The organism is Veillonella seminalis (genome assembly GCF_003992065.1).
In the GTDB taxonomy this organism is placed as follows: domain Bacteria; phylum Bacillota; class Negativicutes; order Veillonellales; family Veillonellaceae; genus Veillonella_A; species Veillonella_A seminalis.
Map to the genome: position 1 here is coordinate 54,433 of NZ_RQUZ01000010.1, position 18,891 is coordinate 73,323.

General features: G+C 39.5%; 20 protein-coding genes. 8 read left to right on the forward strand and 12 right to left on the reverse strand.

Annotation, left to right across the window (positions count from 1 at the left end; genetic code table 11):
• Window positions 1-72 precede the first annotated feature (72 nt).
• Complete coding sequence (locus tag EO126_RS07795; RefSeq protein ID WP_127008352.1) at window positions 73-285, reverse strand: hypothetical protein; 213 nt, start codon at window positions 283-285, stop codon at window positions 73-75.
• Between the two features lie 142 nt (window positions 286-427).
• On the opposite strand from EO126_RS07795, the gene EO126_RS07800 reads away from it, so the two are divergent.
• Window positions 428-1,069, forward strand: coding sequence for a hypothetical protein (locus EO126_RS07800; protein WP_127008354.1), 642 nt, complete (start codon window positions 428-430; stop codon window positions 1,067-1,069).
• 227 nt (window positions 1,070-1,296) lie between these two features.
• On the opposite strand, the gene EO126_RS10750 is transcribed toward EO126_RS07800, so the two are convergent.
• The 3 genes from EO126_RS10750 to EO126_RS07810 form a co-directional block, all read right to left on the reverse strand.
• The gene (locus tag EO126_RS10750) at window positions 1,297-1,452 is read right to left on the reverse strand and encodes a hypothetical protein (protein ID WP_164726723.1); all 156 of its coding nucleotides are present in this window, start codon (window positions 1,450-1,452) and stop codon (window positions 1,297-1,299) included.
• A gap of 21 nt (window positions 1,453-1,473) precedes the next feature.
• On the reverse strand, window positions 1,474-1,725 hold the full coding sequence (locus EO126_RS07805; RefSeq protein WP_127008356.1) for a helix-turn-helix domain-containing protein: 252 nt from the start codon (window positions 1,723-1,725) through the stop codon (window positions 1,474-1,476).
• A 461-nt stretch (window positions 1,726-2,186) separates the two neighbouring features.
• Window positions 2,187-2,381 (reverse strand): helix-turn-helix domain-containing protein, encoded by a 195-nt coding sequence (locus tag EO126_RS07810; RefSeq protein WP_127008358.1) that lies wholly within the window; start codon window positions 2,379-2,381, stop codon window positions 2,187-2,189.
• Between the two features lie 144 nt (window positions 2,382-2,525).
• On the opposite strand from EO126_RS07810, the gene EO126_RS07815 reads away from it, so the two are divergent.
• The 4 genes from EO126_RS07815 to EO126_RS07830 all read left to right on the forward strand — a co-directional run bounded on the left by EO126_RS07815 (window position 2,526) and on the right by EO126_RS07830 (window position 7,040).
• Window positions 2,526-3,206: a helix-turn-helix domain-containing protein gene (locus EO126_RS07815; RefSeq protein WP_127008360.1), complete on the forward strand. Its 681-nt coding sequence runs from the start codon at window positions 2,526-2,528 to the stop codon at window positions 3,204-3,206.
• A 186-nt stretch (window positions 3,207-3,392) separates the two neighbouring features.
• Window positions 3,393-4,673, forward strand: a complete 1,281-nt coding sequence (locus tag EO126_RS07820) for a Fic family protein (RefSeq protein ID WP_164726724.1) — start codon at window positions 3,393-3,395, stop codon at window positions 4,671-4,673.
• Window positions 4,674-4,837: 164 nt separating this feature from the next.
• Complete coding sequence (locus EO126_RS07825) at window positions 4,838-5,824, forward strand: virulence RhuM family protein (protein WP_127008364.1); 987 nt, start codon at window positions 4,838-4,840, stop codon at window positions 5,822-5,824.
• Between the two features lie 136 nt (window positions 5,825-5,960).
• A complete protein-coding gene (locus EO126_RS07830; RefSeq protein WP_127008366.1) occupies window positions 5,961-7,040 on the forward strand; it encodes a tyrosine-type recombinase/integrase in 1,080 nt (359 codons plus the stop codon).
• Window positions 7,041-7,269: 229 nt separating this feature from the next.
• On the opposite strand, the gene EO126_RS07835 is transcribed toward EO126_RS07830, so the two are convergent.
• The 5 genes from EO126_RS07835 to EO126_RS07855 form a co-directional block, all read right to left on the reverse strand.
• On the reverse strand, window positions 7,270-8,439 hold the full coding sequence (locus tag EO126_RS07835; RefSeq protein WP_127008368.1) for an iron-containing alcohol dehydrogenase: 1,170 nt from the start codon (window positions 8,437-8,439) through the stop codon (window positions 7,270-7,272).
• Window positions 8,440-8,606: 167 nt separating this feature from the next.
• Window positions 8,607-9,758 carry an aldose epimerase family protein gene (locus EO126_RS07840; RefSeq protein WP_127008370.1) on the reverse strand — a complete coding sequence of 384 codons (1,152 nt, stop codon included), beginning with the start codon at window positions 9,756-9,758 and terminating at the stop codon, window positions 8,607-8,609.
• Between the two features lie 179 nt (window positions 9,759-9,937).
• Window positions 9,938-11,005, reverse strand: a complete 1,068-nt coding sequence (locus EO126_RS07845; RefSeq protein WP_225723688.1) for a GTP 3',8-cyclase MoaA — start codon at window positions 11,003-11,005, stop codon at window positions 9,938-9,940.
• An 89-nt stretch (window positions 11,006-11,094) separates the two neighbouring features.
• Complete coding sequence (locus tag EO126_RS07850) at window positions 11,095-11,532, reverse strand: MOSC domain-containing protein (RefSeq protein WP_006556323.1); 438 nt, start codon at window positions 11,530-11,532, stop codon at window positions 11,095-11,097.
• A 269-nt stretch (window positions 11,533-11,801) separates the two neighbouring features.
• Window positions 11,802-13,136, reverse strand: a complete 1,335-nt coding sequence (locus EO126_RS07855) for a nucleobase:cation symporter-2 family protein (RefSeq protein WP_006556322.1) — start codon at window positions 13,134-13,136, stop codon at window positions 11,802-11,804.
• Window positions 13,137-13,790: 654 nt separating this feature from the next.
• Between EO126_RS07855 and EO126_RS07860 the strand changes: the two genes are divergently transcribed.
• A complete protein-coding gene (locus EO126_RS07860; RefSeq protein WP_127008374.1) occupies window positions 13,791-14,789 on the forward strand; it encodes a YihY/virulence factor BrkB family protein in 999 nt (332 codons plus the stop codon).
• Window positions 14,790-14,985: 196 nt separating this feature from the next.
• Here EO126_RS07860 and EO126_RS07865 read toward each other — a convergent pair whose 3' ends face one another.
• Window positions 14,986-16,176: a M20 metallopeptidase family protein gene (locus EO126_RS07865; RefSeq protein WP_127008376.1), complete on the reverse strand. Its 1,191-nt coding sequence runs from the start codon at window positions 16,174-16,176 to the stop codon at window positions 14,986-14,988.
• 196 nt (window positions 16,177-16,372) lie between these two features.
• On the opposite strand from EO126_RS07865, the gene EO126_RS07870 reads away from it, so the two are divergent.
• Window positions 16,373-17,107, forward strand: a complete 735-nt coding sequence (locus tag EO126_RS07870; RefSeq protein WP_127008377.1) for a LysE family translocator — start codon at window positions 16,373-16,375, stop codon at window positions 17,105-17,107.
• A 153-nt stretch (window positions 17,108-17,260) separates the two neighbouring features.
• Here the strand turns inward: EO126_RS07870 and EO126_RS07875 are convergent, their stop codons facing one another.
• Window positions 17,261-17,584: a nitroreductase family protein gene (locus tag EO126_RS07875; RefSeq protein ID WP_206168764.1), complete on the reverse strand. Its 324-nt coding sequence runs from the start codon at window positions 17,582-17,584 to the stop codon at window positions 17,261-17,263.
• Window positions 17,585-17,934: 350 nt separating this feature from the next.
• On the opposite strand from EO126_RS07875, the gene EO126_RS07880 reads away from it, so the two are divergent.
• Window positions 17,935-18,198 (forward strand): winged helix-turn-helix transcriptional regulator, encoded by a 264-nt coding sequence (locus EO126_RS07880; RefSeq protein WP_240631456.1) that lies wholly within the window; start codon window positions 17,935-17,937, stop codon window positions 18,196-18,198.
• Window positions 18,199-18,292: 94 nt separating this feature from the next.
• Here EO126_RS07880 and EO126_RS07885 read toward each other — a convergent pair whose 3' ends face one another.
• On the reverse strand, window positions 18,293-18,517 hold the full coding sequence (locus EO126_RS07885; protein ID WP_127008381.1) for a DUF6290 family protein: 225 nt from the start codon (window positions 18,515-18,517) through the stop codon (window positions 18,293-18,295).
• Between the last annotated feature and the right edge of the window lie 374 nt (window positions 18,518-18,891).

Below are 18,891 nucleotides of genomic sequence, written 5' to 3' on the forward strand. Positions count from 1 at the left end.
TGTATCAGCAAAAGTTAGAGCCGCAAAAAATTTAGCTTTATCAAGCCTAGAGCTTTCTTCACTACCTGAAGATTAATTATTAGGCTCTACAGATTTTGATAACTTATAGAGGTCTGGAATTGTTGGAGCATCTTTTCTAACTAAAATCCATTCCTCTATATCTTTTTCATATATGGTTCTGTTATTTTTACGGAGCAAATATCTAGCCCATTTAGCTCGCTTATCTGTAAATTTATAACCATACACTTCTTTCAACGCAATTAATACTTTATCTAATCTATCCATCCTTTCACCTCCTTTTCGTTGATATTCCTAAAATCTTAGCAACATCCTCAACGCTATATGTTCTGCATTCCATGTCATCACCTCTTTTTGTTTTTACACATCCTAATTCATGTTATAATCACCTTGAAGGGAGGTGATTATAATGACAACTGGTGAGATTATTGCAAATCTCATATCTGTATTAAGTTTATTCATTGCATACTTAAGCTATCGAAACACAAGAAAAGCCATTACAGTTGATTTTGCTCCTAATTGCTATCTACTGAACCCAAAGAAGGATATCATCTCTTCTGAAGAACTAATTCATGATGTTAAGGCAACACGAGCACTATACACCACCATAAATATCGTTAATTCTAGTTGTGTTAATATGGCTTATATGGACTTAAGAGCGTTCGACCCCGTAAGTAATGCCAATCACTTTATTGCGACATATAGGACCCTTCCTTTTTTAAAAAATAAAAATATACTACTGTCTCCATTTGGTCCTAATGCATTAGACAATTTTGTAATTACACTCCCTGACAGAATATTTGCACCACTTCCAGCCGGTTCTTGTACTTCCATTGATGTTCTCATTTATATAAACGACAATGTTGATATTAGTAATGGTGTTATGGTCAGTATAAAAACAACGGAAACTACTTTATTGAAAAGAAGTCCTTGGTCAAATACTAATCGTAAAAAGTTTAGAGCATATAGCTATCTATATGATTTAAGTAAATCAGATACAGGTTCATTAGAACCGCCAATACAGCCAACAATAAAGCAATCTCAGGACTGATTAATATTTCTATAAATCGTTCCCATTTATTATTTTCCATTGATTTCACCTCCTCGCCTTTACTTGACACAATGCACAAACCTCGATAACTCCGTATTGCCTATCAAATATTTTGTAGGTTTTGCGGTTTGTTACCTCTGCCCCACATTGGTGGCAAACTATTCGCCCGCCTATCAACGCCTTAACCGGATTTAATTCCAGTTCGGGCTTTTTTTGTTTTTTCTTTTTCATTTCATCACCAAATTACATTTAAACTGCTTAAGATTATTTAGAACTTCCAAAAGAGTAAGTTCTAAATAAATTACTCTTTCCTCTAATAATCTAATACGTTTAAGAGTTGAAAGTTGCTCCAGTAACTCTAGCTCTTTTTTATTTGGTGGCATTTACCTCACCCCCTCTTCTCTTTAATCTTCCATGGATAATGAATCAATTTTTAATGCTTTACATATTTTTATTACATTACTTATTTTTGCATCGGCCCCATTCTCAATATCCAATATTGTTTTTCTACTTACACCAGCATTAATCGCCAATTGATACATTGATAATTTTTTCTTTTTTCTATTTTCTTTTACTACCTCAGCAAATTTAATAATAATTCCTCCTAACATAGCGTTTATTTGACTAAACGATATTACAAACGTTAAAATATACATGAGCCCTTGATTAGGCGTATGAAGGAGGTGGTTTCATGTTTTTGGGCCAGTTTTTGAATACGCCTTGTTCCTATCAATAAAAACATTAATAGTTTTACTGACTATCAATGTTTTTATTGGCTAATGCGGAAAGGCGTCTCGTAAGTTTTGGCTGTCCAAACAGCCCTAAGTGATGCGACTCATGAAGAAATAGTTGCTGATAACATCTATGCGTTTAAATTTAGTCGACGGAGGTCAAAAGTTTTGTCGAGAAGCTATACTTCGAAGCTCGGCACAAACTTGCTAAGTTTAAACGATGCAATGAGTTATAGGTAAAAAAGTTGGATAAAAAACTCTCGTATTATCAGTGCGAGAGTTTTTTATTTTATACCCCCCCTTAACTTCACCATTTTTCGACATCATATTCTCCTACATTTATTTGGTGGCATATAATCACCTCTTTAGTTTAGTATGCTTAACTTTCATTCTAAAAAATAAGCTGGTTCACATTCTAATGCTTGCCCTAATAATGACAATGTTTTGTTAGTTGTTACTCTTTGTGAGCCAGTTTCTAATTTAATAATTGTAATTCTTGATACTCCTGCTTTATTTGCTAACTCTTCTTGTGTATAGCCGCGCTTTATCCTCATTGCCTTTATCTTCTCACCAGTATTCATTTCTATCACCCCCTTACCAGTTTTGTTTAGTATGCTTAACTTTAATTGAAGTATATCATCTACCCCCTCAACATGTCAAGCATGCTTTACATTTTTGTTTTTAAAATGTATAATATACTTAACATAAGAAAGAGAGGTGCAATAATGCATATAGGAGAATTAATAAAAAAATATAGAATTGATAATAAATTGACTATGGAAGAAATGGGGAAACTTCTAGACGTAAGCAAAGCATATATATCAATGTTAGAAAAAAATAAAAATTCTCGCTCTGGAAAACCTATTGCGCCTTCAACCGCTATATTCAAATCTGTAGCAAATTTATATAATATCTCATTAGATGACCTTTTAAAACAACTAGATGATGAGCAACCAATCACTTTAGATGTTAATGTTATAGATAATGGCATTAATTTTTCAAAACGTGTAGGCGTTCAAATTCCTATTTTAGGCTCTGTTATCGCTGGTACCCCTATCAGTGCTATCGAAGATATACTAGGCTATGAAGAAATTACCCCTGAACTTGCTTCTACAGGTACATTTTTTTGCTTAAAAGTAAAAGGGAATAGTATGGAGCCTAGATTATTTGAAGATGATATTATCGTTGTTAAACAACAACCTGATATTGAAAGCGGTGACGTCGCTGTAGTACTCGTCAATGGTGATGAAGCAACAGTTAAACAAATAAAAAAAGCCGATAATGGCATTACCCTTATCGGTTATAATGTAGCGGTTTATCCCCCTACCTGTTACAGCAATGAAGACATTATTAATTTACCTGTTACTATTATTGGTAAAGTTATAGAGTTAAGGCGACCTTTTTAAAGGATATGTCTAGAGATTATATTGATTTTGTCGTCAATATAATTGAAAACTTAAAGAAGCGCAAAGGGAAATATATAGCATTTTTTCTAAAATGTTGGAGATAAATTTTTAACTCCTCTATTTTTGTAAAAATGTTGGAGATAAATTTTTAACTCCCCTATTTTCCCGAAAATGTTGGAGGTGCTCATGCAAAACAAACCTTTAAAAACAATCTTTCACATAGATGAAACCCTAGTTGATGAGATTTACAAAAGTAGATTTTATGCTCCTTATACTCAAAAACTAGGAATTTATACAAAAAAAGATTCTCGTGATAATACTTATGAAATGTTCACTTGTATTACCCCTGAAATGATGCTCCGTGAACAACGGATTAATGATTTAATATTAAAATTAGAACGCATTATACATCCAATTCCGCCTATAGCAATTAAGCAATTCTTTACTTCGTGTCTAAGAGATGAAATTAAAGCAACAAACGATATTGAAGGTGTCCATAGTTCAAGAAAAGAGATTGATTATGCATTAGAGCAACAACAACATCCAGAAGAAAAGAAAAATACACGCCTCTGGGGAATTGTTAATAAATACCAAAAACTCATTACTAATGAAAACATCTCTTTTAAAACATGTGAAGATTTAAGAATATTCTATGATGATTTTGCCTTAGATGAAGTTGTGAATGATGATCCTAAAAATATACCAGATGGAAAATATTTTCGAAAAGATAGTGTATCTGTAAATGATGGATTTAAAGATATCCACACAGGCTTATCTCCAGAAGATAAAATCATTTCTACCATGACTATTGCTTTAAACATATTAAATGATATTAATACGCCATTACTGACTAGGATAAGTATTTTCCATTATCTTTTTGGCTATATACACCCATTCTATGATGGTAATGGTCGTACATCCAGATTTATAACTTCTTATTATTTAGCCCATAATAAAAATCCACTGTTGGCAATTAGATTATCTGTAACAATTAAAAGAGCCAAACGCTTTTACTATAAATTATTTGAGGATGCCAACCAACCATTAAATAGAGGTGAATTAACCTACTTTATATTGGGCTTTTTGGCTATATTTGAAAAATCACTAACAGAAACTATAGAAATACTTGAAAAAAAAGCTAATGATTTTAATATTTATCAAAAAATACTCTTCTCAAGCGATTTGAAAAAACCAGATAAAAAAATATACAACGTACTACTACAAGCAGCTTTATTTTCTGATAATTTAGGTGCCACTGTAAAAGAAATTGCAGAAACTATTGATCAACATGAAAACACAGTTCAAAGAAATCTTCAACGAATGCAAGAAGAAACTAATTATGTACTCGTTCACCGTAACCAAAGGGCTTACAGATATGAGTTAAATTTAAACAATTTTTTAATTGCTCATCATGCTGATTTAGAAGATTTAAAAGAACTTGAAGAATTAATATCTAAACATAAATAAAAAATGTCCCCCACCCTGCGCCAACAGGATGAGGGAATAAGCTTATTATATCGCCTAGAAAGCAAAAAAAAAATAATAACTGAAATAGTTTGTTCAAATTATAGAAATAAGAAAAAGACCTTTGAGATATTGCAAAGGTATAGAAAATTTAGAAGGGCAAGTTCATGGATAATATAATTATATATAACACAGAAGATGGAGAAACTAATGTAAAACTATATGCCAATGATGGAACTGTATGGATGACACAAAAAAGTATGTCACAATTATTTGAATGTTCTACAGATAATATTTCGCTCCACCTTAAGAATATTTTTTCAGATAATGAACTAGACAAAAAAGCAGTTACCGAGAATTCCTCGGTAACTGCAGCTGACGGTAAAACCTATCAAGTAACACTCTACAATCTTAATGCCATTCTAGCAGTAGGTTTTCGAGTCCGCTCTAAAAGAGGTGTTCAATTCAGAAAATGGGCTAATACAACATTAAAAGAATACATGCAAAAAGGATTTGTTATTGATTCCGAACGCCTTAAAAATCCAGATGGTCGCCCTGATTACTTTGATGAGTTATTAGAGCAAATCAGAGATATTAGGGCAAGTGAAAAACGTTTTTACCAAAAATTAAAAGATTTATTTGCCTTATCGTCAGACTACGATAAAACAGATGTTGAAACCACAAAATTTTTCACTGAAACACAAAATAAGCTTATTTATGGTGTAACAGGAAAAACAGCTGCTGAACTTATCGTATCACGAGCGGATGCAAACAAACCCAATATGGCATTAACCTCTTGGAAAGGTAAAATTGTACGAAAACAAGATATTACTATCGCCAAAAATTACTTAACTCATAATGAGGTTGATTCCTTAAATAGATTAGTATCCATCTTTTTAGAAAGTGCCGAACTAAGGGTAAAGTTAAAAAAAGACCTGACTCTTACTTATTGGCGAAACAGTGTAGATAAACTGCTAGTAGATTATGATATACCTTTATTAAATACACTTGGTCAAGTATCACATGCCTCTATGGTCAAATTAGTAAATAATACCTATACCGACTTTGATGCACGAAGAAAAAAAGAAGATGCTAAGCTAGCTGATTTAGAAGATTTAAAAGAACTTGAAGAATTAATATCTAAACATAAATAAAAAATGTCCCCCACCCTGCGCCAACAGGATGAGGAATAATGCGACACTTAGGGCGTGCCACTCACCATATAATAATTATAACACGCTCTAAGTCTATTAACCATACCCAAAATTAGACAAGGAGCGTGATTTTTTTATGAGAAGAGCAAATGGAACAGGCTCAATCTACAAAATGAAACACAAGAATTTGAGAAAGCCCTATAGGGTGGTTATTACTACCGGCTTTACTGATGACGGTAAAGCGATCCGCAAAACAGTAGGTACATTTAAAACCGCTAGAGAAGCACAAGAATATTTGAGCAATTATAAAGGCAATCCGACAGAGATTACTAATCGAATAATTACCGTTGAGCAGTGTTGGCAGTGGATGCTTGACATCAAAACACGCAAAGGCGTGGGTTTAACACCATATAACACCGCCAAAAAGAAAATTGAACATTTATTTAAATTGCCTATGACTGATGTGCGACTGGCTGACTTACAGGCTGTTATTGATGCGTACGCCGATAAAAGCCGGTCGTTAATTGTACAAATTATGTGTGCATTTCACGGCTTATATGAAGCCGCCGACAAAAACGATGTGCCCGTTGCTAAAAACTATGCAAAATATATCATACTACCACCGGAACCGGAGAAAGCGGAGATACATAAGCCGTACACTATGCCAAAGATATTGGAATTATGGCAGTCTGATGATATAGTCGCCAAATGGCAACTCGTGTACATATATACAGGCATGCGCCCTAATGAATTAGTTAAAATGCGTCTTGAAGATGTGCATATTAAAGAACGTTACATGGTGGGCGGTTCTAAGACCGCCGCCGGCAAAAACAGAATTATCCCCATCGCTGAATGTATTGTCCCAATTATTACAGAGATGCACGCACAGGCTAAATTCAAAAGGCTTGATACGTTTATCCCACTCGACAAAAATGCCGATTTGATTAGAAAACGCATCAAAAAAGCATCTGGGCACTTACCACATGACGGACGGCACACATTCGCTACACTTGCCGATGAATATAAGTTAGATTCAAATATCACTAAACGAATCCTCGGGCACAGCTTGCGAAAAGACATCACGCAAAATGTATATATCCACAAAGATGCAAGTGCATTGATAGCAGCCGTCAACCTATTACCAAATTATTATGATATTAAAAAGGTTGTGCAAGAGTTGAGCAACAAGCAAGAAATTACCCCTATGAACGCCTAAGAAGAAAATGAGAAACGCTGTGAATATGCATGCTCACAGCTATCTTGATTTATTAAATTATAACCAATCTTTATCTGATAGCATTGTATGTTATTTTAGAAAAGGCGTAAACGAGTTTTCGATGAATGGAACAAAAGAGGCGGTCAATAGAAATAAGACCGCCTCAAAGGAAATGAAAATATTCTGTTTGGAAAGAAATTTGTGCTGTTTGGAAACACAATTCCCACTTCTACAACGCACTTTGGTAAATTGCCAAGATATCTTCCGTCGTAAAGTTAGTATACGAAGTCGGATAGCGATTGGAGCTTGTGGCAATCTTAGGCAATGCTTCAGCCGGAATGCCCACTTCCGTTAAGGTTGTCGGTGCTCCGATTGATTTGAAATAAGCACGCAAAGCATCGATACCGGCCAAGGCCAAGGTTGCTTCGTTGGCGTATTCGTCTTCGCTGAGTCCCCATACATTCTTAGCGAAGCGTACGAAACGAGGTACATGATCTTTAAAGATATAGCGTAATAACATCGGATGCACGATGGCTAAGCCGGCACCATGCGGAATGTCGTAAAAAGCGGACAATGCATGTTCAATCTGATGGGCCATCCAATCCTGTTTTTTGCCAAGCCCCATAATGCCGTTCAAAGCCAAAGTAGCGCCCCACATCAAGTTGGAGCGTGCTTCATAGTCTTCCGGATTCTTAATGGCAATCGCTGCATTGGCCATGATGTTTTTAAAAGCCGCTTCAATGAGGGCATCGCTCAAGTTGTTGGTTTCCGGCAAGGAGAAGTACTGTTCCATCAAGTGAGACAGCATGTCGCAGATCCCGTTAATCATCTGATTATGCGGCATGGAATAGGTATAAACCGGATCCAAGAAAGAGAATTGAGGATATAGGGCATCGCCATAACCACCCATTTTCTTTTGCAATTCCCAATTGGTCACAACGCCGCGATTATTCATTTCACTGCCCGTGGCCGACATGGTTAAAACAACGCCAAACGGTAACGCATCGGTTACGTTTTCACGTTTCATAAACATGTGTTCCCACCAATCATAGTCCGGTGCGGTTTTAGCTACCGCAGCGATGAATTTCGAGCAGTCAATAACGGAACCGCCGCCGACAGCCAAGATAAAATCTATTTTATGCTCACGACATAAATCGGCCCCTTCCTGTACTTTTTCAGTACGAGGATTAGACATAATACCGCTCAATTCAACAACGTTTTTGCCGGCCGCTTTAAGCTGTGCCATTACATCTTCGTAAATGCCGTTTCGTTTAATACTGCCGCCGCCATAGGTCAAAAGCACGTTTTGCCCGTACTTGGCAAGTTCTTGGCCCAACTGAGCCACGCAGGCTTTACCGAATACGATTTTTGTAGGATTATGAAATGTAAATGCGTCCATAAGGTCCTCCTTTTTACCTGTATCACAACTGCCTAAGGCCCTAACCACGCTATCAACACAATAATCAAGGGCTTTTGTCAGTTACATCAACTTATGAAAAACCGGTCGTGCTTGGCACAACCGGTCAAGTAACTCTATATTAATCTTAATCTAAATCGCTATTTTTGTCAGCCATTTAATAAATTCACTTTATACGTAATATGACGTTCATAAATCGTACCGCCTTTTGTCAATGATTCGCCGAAATTAGGCATGTTAACATCATTCGGTGCGAATTGCGGCTCTATGCACAAACCGCTGTAAGGCCCGTAATAGACGCCATTACGGCCGGTTTCATCCAGCCAGTTACCGGTGTACAGTTGAAAACCGGGTGCATCGGAATAGACTTCCAGTGACAAATCATCTACATGCATAGTGCCACATAAAGACAAGCGTTTGGTCATATCGTCCATATCGCTGAAGTGAGTATTAACCGGTGCCGTAAACTGTTTATTAGCGGTAGGCAGACGCAATACATAATGATGATCATAGCCTCTGTATTCCTCCAGTTCATCCTTATAGGCAGTCAAACTGTTCCCTAACGTACGCCATACGCTGAAATCGAACGGTGTCCGCTCTACTATAGCAATATGACCGGTAGGAATCTGGTTTTCACCAAACGGCATGTAACGCACCGCATCTAAACGCAATTGGTGATTCGTTATCAACGACTGCACTTTACGGGCTTCCTTCGCAACAATATCAGTATTAGTACAAGTATCAGAATCCGTGCCATTCAAATTAAAATAGCTGTGTCCCGTAATATTAACGACTGAATTTCTGGACGTCATATAGCGATATGTTAAATTAACGTCTGTCCCATTGACAATAATATCCAGCTGTACGCGCAAGTCACCGGGAAACCCGTCTTCTTCACTGCGTATAAGCGTCGCCAAGGTGATTTTATCATAATTAAAAGCCTGTTTAGCGCTTTGCGGCACTAAATGCCAAACGGCAAAACTTAAACTATGTTCACCGCTATGTAATAAATTGGGTCCGTTATTCGACTGCCAACTATACTCAGTGCCGTCAATTTCACAGCGAGCATCGGCAATCCGATTGGCAACGCGGCCAACGGTAGCACCCAAATAGGCCGTGCCCCCTTCATAACCGCTCAATGAGTTATATCCCAGAACAATATTACGCTGTAACGGTTTAACAATAAAATCGACGATGGTGGCTCCTCTGTCGATTACGCGCAGTTTAATCGTATTTGATTCCAATTCATACATAGTAACCGGGTCGCCATTAGCCGTTGTTCCCCAATCCAATCGTTTCATTACACCACCTCATTCATTCCGTTCAGGCTGACCGTCCTACACCCTATTGTCAGCCTTGTCTGACGTTTATCGCCTTAAAAGGTACTTAATTTTGTACCCTATAAAGACACTTAATTCAATACCCCCGTAAGGCACTCAATTTAGCTCTTATAAAAGAACTTAACTACGAAGATACTTATTTAGCCTCCGATACGCCACATGGCACGTTTAGGTGCCGCCATATCCGGTCCTTCGTGCTGTTCACGACGCAGTTGCAATACATCCTTAATATGTTCAGCCAACTCCTCAGATGACTTCCCTTGACGCACCAAGCTGACTAAGTCTGCTTCATCGTCACGCAATAAGCAAAGACGCAAACGACCGTCCGATGTAAGTCGCACACGATTACATTCATGGCAATAGCTGTGACTCATTGGGAAAATAAAGCCGACCACCGGTCCCTGCGGCAAGGCATAATACGTAGCCGGACCGAAACCGGTTACCGATTTATTCTTAGCATTCTTTTGCGCGTCGTTCTTTCTTGCCGCGACACTGCCCGCATCGCCGTCTTCATTACTACCGGTCTTACCCTTTTTGCCCCCGTTTTTTTCAACCGGAATCAAAGGTCCGCCACAGATTCTGGTTAATTGAGCCTGCCATTCTTCAAAGGTAGGACCTCTGAACGTTTGCCCCTGGAACGGCATGTATTCGATAAAGCGCCAAATAACCGGCCATTTTTCCATATACGCCAAGAGAGAGCGCACCATGTCATCGGACATAGGCTCCATCAATACCGTGTTTATTTTAACGGACGTAAACCCGGCTTCGAAGGCCGCCTCAATACCTTTGATAACGGCCGGCAATTCACCGGTTCGTCCGGTTCGCACATCAAATGTCAATTCATCAACCGCATCAAGACTGATGTTCACGCGATCAAGGCCAAGCTTATGGAGCTCTGCGGCCCTTTTGGCAAGCAAACTGCCGTTAGTCGTCATGGATACGTCTTCAAACCACTGCCGTCCCTGCAATTTACGAAGTAATTCGTCCAAATGCGGATAGAGGAGTGGTTCACCGCCCGTAAGGCGCAAAGCTCGCACGCCTAATTGGTGGAACGCCCCCAATATGGTAAGCCATTCATCAGGCGACAATAAATTCGTCTGACTTTCCGGCGTAATCGCCTCTGGCCGGCAGTAAGGGCAGCAAAAGTTGCAGGCTTCTGTCAGCGAAAGACGCACATATTCAATTGTCCGTTGCCAATTATCCTGCACCATACAATTCTCCTTTAAGCAATGTTGCTGTATCCGATACCGAATCATTCGGTACCGATGTATCCAAAGCTGATTTATTTAAAATAAAATTAGTCGTTACTGACGGTCACTTCATCGCCTACGCGAATTTTGCCGCCTTCAAGCACTTTTGCAAAAATCCCCTGAGTCGGCATAATACAGGAACCGACCTGTTTTTGGATTTCACAGCCGGAATGGCATTCCTTGCCAATCTGGGTTACTTCAAGCAAAACGCCGTCGCCGATGGTAAGCTTCGTGCCTACCGGCAATTCATATAAAACGAGACCTTCCACGGTGATGTTTTCAGCAAAATCGCCGGGTTTTACATCGGCCCCTTTAGCACGCATCAAGTCGATACTTTGAATGCCGAGCAAGCTGATTTGACGGTGCCATTTGCCGGCATGAGCATCGCCGGCCATCCCGAAATCCGTCAATAATTCCGCTTCCGGAATATTGTGTTTTTTTTGCCCCTTTTTTTCACTTATGGAAATAGCAATAATCTTTGCCATATATATGTTAAGTCCTTTCTGTGGTATACTATAATGCATTTATTAGTAATAATGATTCTATGTCTAGTATGCCACTGCAGACGCCGGTTTGTATGTTGCTCCGGCAACGCTGCATTGATTGTTTTCAATATTACGAGTTTTATTATATCATGCTATAATACAATTTAATACTATTAGTCAAAATAATGCCATATATATTCAACATAACACTACAAAAGGGACTATAACAATTCAGCTATAGCCCCTTTATTTTTTCAAAATTCAGAAGATTAATCCTCTTCGTCCACCGGTTCTTCGTGACCCACACCGTTGAAGAGTAAGTTCAAAATAACGGCGGTCAAACTGCCAAGGGTGATACCGCTATGCAAAATAACGGCAGTCCAACTTGGGAAGTTGTGATAGAAGTTTGGTTCGGTCAAAGTTACCATACTCATACCGATACTTACGGCTACGAGCATTAAGTTGTAGTTGCCTTCGAAATTTACTTTAGAAAGAGCACGAATACCGCTGGCGATAATCATACCAAACATGGCAATACCGGCACCGCCCAACACGGAATTTGGAATGCACGCAACAATAGCTGCCATCTTAGGCACTAAACCGAGCACCACGAGAATGAGACCGGACACAGCTACTACGAAACGGCTTTTTACGCGAGTTACTGCCAAAAGGCCTACGTTCTGAGCAAATGCGGTGTATGGGAAGCTGTTAAAAATACCGCCGAGCATGGTGGATAAACCGTCGGCACGCAAACATCTGGCGAGACCTTTACGCCCCATCGGTTTGTCTACAATTTCACCGATAGCCACGCAGTCGCCGGTCGTTTCAACCATAACTACAAACATAACGATAATCATGGAAATAATGGCGCCCACGTCAAAAGTCGGATAACCGAAGGAGAATGGCGTAATGAAGCCTACCCAATCGGCTGTGGCCACTTTACTGAAATCAGCCACGCCCAGAATGGTAGCAATAATGGTGCCACCAATGAGACCGATTAAAACGGAGATGTTACTCAAGAAACCTTTACAGTAACGATATACAATAATAACAATAGCTAAAGTAGCAAAGGCCAAGAATAAACTCATAGGGCTGGCAAATTCAGGTGAAGTCGGTTTGCCGTAACCCGTAATCCAACGTACCGAAACCGGTAATAAGGTAATCCCGATAATCGTAATGATCGTACCGGTTACTACCGGTGGGAATAAACGAATCAAGCGGCTGAAATACGGTGCCACCAGGAAGGTAAACAGCCCGGCCACGATAATGGCTCCGTAAATGGCCGTCATACCGCCTTGGGTCCCGATAACAACCATCGGCGTAACCGAGGCAAAGGTAACGCCTTGAATCATTGGAATACGGGCACCCACTTTCCAAAAGCCCAAGGTCTGAATCAATGTGGCAATCCCACAGGTAAATAAATCCGCATTAATTAAGTGAATTAACTGTTCCGCTGACAAATGCATAGCCTGGGCTACGATAATCGGTACCGCTACCGCACCGGCATACATGGCCAATACGTGTTGCAAGCCATAGGCAAAAAGTTGCGTTGCCGGCAACATTTCATCCACGGGATGCACTTGGCGTTTTGTGTCTTCGCTCATGAGAACCTCCTCAAACTAACAACCTGCTTAATACCTACACATAACTATATTCCCTCATATATAGTTATATTTTATACAGTTTCCATAAATAAGACAAATATCCATTCACCAAATTCATAAACAGAACTTGCTTTTTAATAATTTATTCTTATTTAAAATCAACTATATATTTCTCTTATTTATTAAACAATGATTGCTTCATTTTGTCAAAATTATTTTTTGAAAAACAAATCTTCTGTTCGCAGTAACGCAGGCTCAGCCTCTATTTACAATACATTGTCGGCAAGGCCGCATACACGGCCGCCTATTGCCGTGGCCGTTTCAAAACTTTGAGCTGCCTTTTTAATCGCTTCAAAATCCATACTACAATCTCCTTAATATCTGCCCGTTCGTACTTACTAACGATATTCACTGATTCACGCTTATTATCGTCTTTATTATATGATTAAATAGTATCGCAGTCATTTAAAATCGGCAACTGCTTTAATGGCGATATGAGGCTATAAAGTATATTTTTTCATCAAAACACTATAATTTTTCTCAAAAATATGTTATAAAATAAGTATATCGATAAAATCTAATATATAGATACATGAACTTTTTACCATATATCTGCCGTCGATATACGAAATTATTTATAAGGAGTTAATAACTATGAAGTCATTTATTAATGGGGCAAAGCGCGTTGCGAAAGATTACAGTGAGCATAACATTGGCCGCTTGTCCGCTGAAGCAACGTACTATATTATTCTTTCTATAGTGCCCTTCTTAATTATTGCTTTAACAGCTATTTCCGTATTTCTTAGTCAAAATACTGATATCCTTGATCAATTTCTGGCACTCTTACCGCCGGATTCACAACATACCATGGAAACGCTTATCGATGATTTAACCAAAAATCAAAGCGGTACGCTCTTCTCCATCGGTATTATTACCGCCTTCTGGACCATGTCAGCCGGCACGCGTGCCTTAATTAATGCCCTTAACACGATGCTCGGTCTCGACCATGTGGAAGAAGGCATGATTAAGATGTACAGCAAGGCTTTCTTCTTTACCATTATCGGTACCATAACAGGTCTGTTGGGTCTTATCCTTTCCGTATACGGTCCGGCCTTCTTACAGGTGGTGCAGCGCTTCATCTTTATTCCAAAAGAAATTGTCAGCCTCGCCACCATGGTAGCGACTTTATTGCCTTTGATTTCGTTTACGCTTGTGCTCACCTTGTTTTACCACTATGCACCGCGCAAAGAAACTGATAAGGACACGCCTAAAACTACAAAAGAACGTATCAATAAACTTATTTCCTGGAAGCGATCCTTTGCCGGTGGTCTCTTAGCTACGATTCTTTGGTTAGCACTTACTTACGGCTATCGTTTCTATGTTACGAATTTCGCCGGCAGTTCCTCTACCTACGGCCCGCTCGTTGGTATCATGATTCTCTTCGTGTGGATTAACTGGTCCGTACAGGTTATCCTGCTCAGTGCCGAAATCGTACGCGACCGCTCCTTTGACGCTGAGTTAAAAGCGGAAGCAGTTAAGCTTAAAATGGAACAAATCGAACAGCTTAACAAAGAGGAACAAGAAGAAAAAGAACAGAAAAAGCTGGAAGAAAAGGAAAAATTAGAGAAGGACAAAGAATTAAATAAATTTTAAGCGGCAACGCCAAAGGTTATAAGCGGTAACGTAAAAGATTATAATCGTTAACGCAAAAGAGCTACCACAAATGTCGGTCTGACATCTGTGACAGCTCTTATTTTTTATGTCTACTTATCGATTTTAGGCTGAGTCTGTGCTATTTTAAGCTTAAAACCTCGCAACAGCCCAAAGGCATTGCGATTATTTTGCCATACTATTCGGCATGTTCTTCAAGCCACTGTAACGCATACTGTGCGTACATAGCGGAACCGATTGGTAAAGCTCGTTCGTCAATTTTGAAGAAATTACTGTGATGGGAATGAACCGCATCAATTTCAGGGTTGGCAATACCGAAAAAAGCAAAGCAGCCCGGTTTTTCTTCCAAATAATAAGCAAAGTCTTCACCGGCCATTGTTTTTTCCATCAGGACCACACTATCTTCGCCAACCAATTCAGCACCTACACGATGAGCCAACTCGGAGCTGGCCGGATCATTAATAGTCGGCGGTACCATTTGACGGAATGTTACCTTGGCCGTTGCACCGTAGGCAGCCGCCGTTTCATTAACCATGTGAGTCATTGTCTTTTTCAAATCATCGCCGATGGCATGTTTGAAGTAACGAGCGGTCCCTTCCAAACGAGCGGCCCCGGAAATAACATTATAACGCGTACCGCTGGTCATCTTACCGATGGTAAGTACCACAGAATCGAGCGGACTGAAATGACGGGACACGATAGTCTGCAAATTCATCACGATAGCCGACGCCACCACGGTCGCATCCACGGTCAAATGTGGCTGTGCCCCATGACCGCCCTTACCTTCAATGTCAACGCCGATTTCAAGAGCGGCTGCCATGCGTTCGCCGGCTTCCACGGAAATCTTGCCCACCGGCAAATCAATCCAAATATGGGCCCCGAACACGCTGTCTGTTTCTTCAAACCAGGTGCCAAATTGTTTCATATACTTAGCACCTTCACCGCTTTCTTCAGCCGGTTGGAATACGAGATACACCTTGCCTTTGATTTTGTCCTGCAAAGTTTTCAACATCTTGGCGGCACCCAATAAAATGGCCATATGTGCATCATGGCCGCAGGCATGCATCTTCCCATCGTGTTTAGCGGCAAAGTCATAGCCTGTCTGTTCATCAACGGTAAGTGCATCAATGTCGGCACGAAGCATGATGGTTTTGCCCTTTTGTGGGCCTTCAATCCACGCTACGATGCCTGTGTTTTTTTCAGGATTAATTACATACGGAATGCCCAATTTATCCAGCTCGCCGGCTAAATATTTGGTTGTTTCCTGCTCTTCAAAACTTATTTCAGGATATTGATGCAAATGGCGACGCCACGCAATAATATCTTTAGTATATTCTTCTTGTAATTTTTTTATTTCAGTTGAATTCATAAATTCGCCTCCCAATCTCTTTGTTTTCATGGTAGTTTACCGGAAATGGTTTGTCAAGGTTTCCGGAGCAAAATTCCTATTTTATTACTATGATTTTAAAAAGCGAGTGATTCTGCGTTTTTCTTCTATAGCGAGTTTTAAAAATAATATGTTATACTGACTGTATGCATTTACCGATTGAAGGGAGTTTTTCTCAATGGATTTAGCTTTATTTCCTTATTTTTTAGTATCATCAATACTCTTAACCCTGGCCCCGGGGCCGGATAATTTATATCTTTTGGCAAATAGCATCGCCGACGGCGCCAAAGCCGGCATTACCTTGGCAGGCGGTTTAGCTTCGGGCATTGTCTTTCATACCTGCCTCGTTATTTTAGGCGTAGCCGCTTTGGTAAAAAGTTCACCGATTGCCTTTACCGCTTTAAAATATGTTGGTGCGGCGTATCTGTTCTATCTTGCTTATGGTGCATTTACGGCCAAAGTTGCGGATACAAAAACCGCTTCAAATACCAATGACGGAACCGAAGCTGTAGTTTCAAATATCAATAACGAAACCGAAGCTGCGGCTTCAAACAGCCAAACAACTAATGTATCAAACGGTCAGTCATCAATCAAATCTTCGAGCGGTGAAACCTCAGGCTTTGCCATCTACCGCAAAGGTCTTATTATGAACATCTTGAATCCTAAAGTTTTGTTGTTCTTCCTTGCTTTCTTGCCACAGTTCGTTGCTCCCGACAGTGAATCACCGGGTCTTGCTATTGCTATGCTAGGGGCTGTTTTCAGCTTACAAGCGTTCATTATCTTTTCTATCATTGCCCTTTGTGCCGGTAAGCTCCGCGGTTTCTTAAATCAAGGGCCTAAATCGCAACGTATTTTAAATCGCGTTCAAGGCGTGGTATTATTGGGGATTGGTTGCCTATTGCTGCTATTCTAAAGGAATAGGCCTCAACATAAGCGATACTGTTATTGGATTAAAGTCAACAATTTATTGAATTATAAGACTAACAACATATTTTAACTGAACAATCAAAAAAAGCCGAAGTGTCATATTACAACGACACTACGGCTTTTTACTTTAAAGAATCTGCTAAAGACTCAAGATTTCTTCTACTTTTTCAATGTTGAAACCTTCGATTGGGCAAGAGTCAACACCGAGCATAGCAGCCATTGTCAACATATTGCCAAGTGCGATGTAAGTCTGTTTGCTGGCCCAGTCGAACATAGCGCGATCGCTGTCGATCAATTTGAAATCGTTAGTCTGGAAGTTGCCGTACGCACCACGCATCATGTTCTGCACGTCTTCCGGCATGTGTTTGATATCTTTCATGATATGAGTGATGTAATCAGCATCAGCTACTGTATCAGCTTTTTTGCGAGCCAAAATAATCATGAAATGGCTGGCACCGTTCAAGCTGTTCTGAGCCCCCTAGGATACAGGGAACAATTTGTCTTTAATGCTCTGTTTTTCAATAATAACGAATTTCCAAGGTTCAAAACCGAAGGAGCTTGGGGACAAACGACCTGTTTACAAAATTGTGTTGAAACCAGCTATAAATAGCATATAAACGTTAGGTTGAATACATATGCCGGAAGAAATATACAAGTCAGAATGAATCACACTAAGGAGAATCCCATGAGTACTGAAACTAAATCTGCAAAGCACAAAAAAGAAAAACCAACTCCCTGCCCAGCACAATTTGCCCGGTCTCCGTTACCCTTGAAATCATAAGCGGCAAATGGAAAGGCATTATCTTATATCATCTGTTCTCCGGCAATAAGCGTTTTAGCGAGTTGAAAGCTTTAATCGAAGGCGTTACCCATCGTAGTCTTACCTTGCAACTGCGCGAATTGGAGGAAGATGGAATTATAACTCGCACAGTGTTCCCTGTAATTCCGCCCCATGTAGAATACGCTTTGTCTCCTTTAGGTCGCACCATGGAACCGATTATCAACGCCATGTACGATTGGGGCGTTGCTTACAGCAAACTGGACATTAAAGAGACACAAAACAGCGTCTCAAACTAATCAATTACACACAAAAAGACCGTAACCCGGGGGCGTGAAGGGGCTCCGGTTACGGTCTTTTTGCTGTCATTTCAAACTTCTATTTGCAGTAGCTCTATCGAATCATAGAAACTAACAGAGCTGCACGGGAAACGAATTTACCCATTAATTCTTTTTTATAAGCTTCGTGCAAAGCTTCAACACTAACTAAATCATAACTGTCATTGTAAGTTTCGAAAGCTAAATTACGAACTGCCTGAGCTGCTTCCGAATTTTGCATTACTGCATAAGTGTGTGCCAATTTCTTTTCTACGTCTGCCAAATTAAATGAATACATCATGATTAACACCTCCTTCAAATGAGCACTTTCTTCTTTTCTCTGACTACATCATACAACATCTGAAAGTTAAGTCAACCGGCCTGAAAACGCCATTTAAATAAGTAATAACGCTCAGTTATGTACTCGTATGAATATATTTTCTTTCTCGGCTGAAAAATAAATATCTATTGTTACTGTTCATTCTTATATACCCCTCCTCAAACATCCTGATTTGAGGCAAAAATAAAGCCGCACAACACGTATCGTTGTGCGTTTTTTCACACTTTCTTATTATATACGGTCTATTGTTAACCAAGAGAAATATATGGGATTCCGTCATAACTGCCCTTTATGATGAAAAAGAGATTTTTACTCGGTAACGACTTCGAAAATTT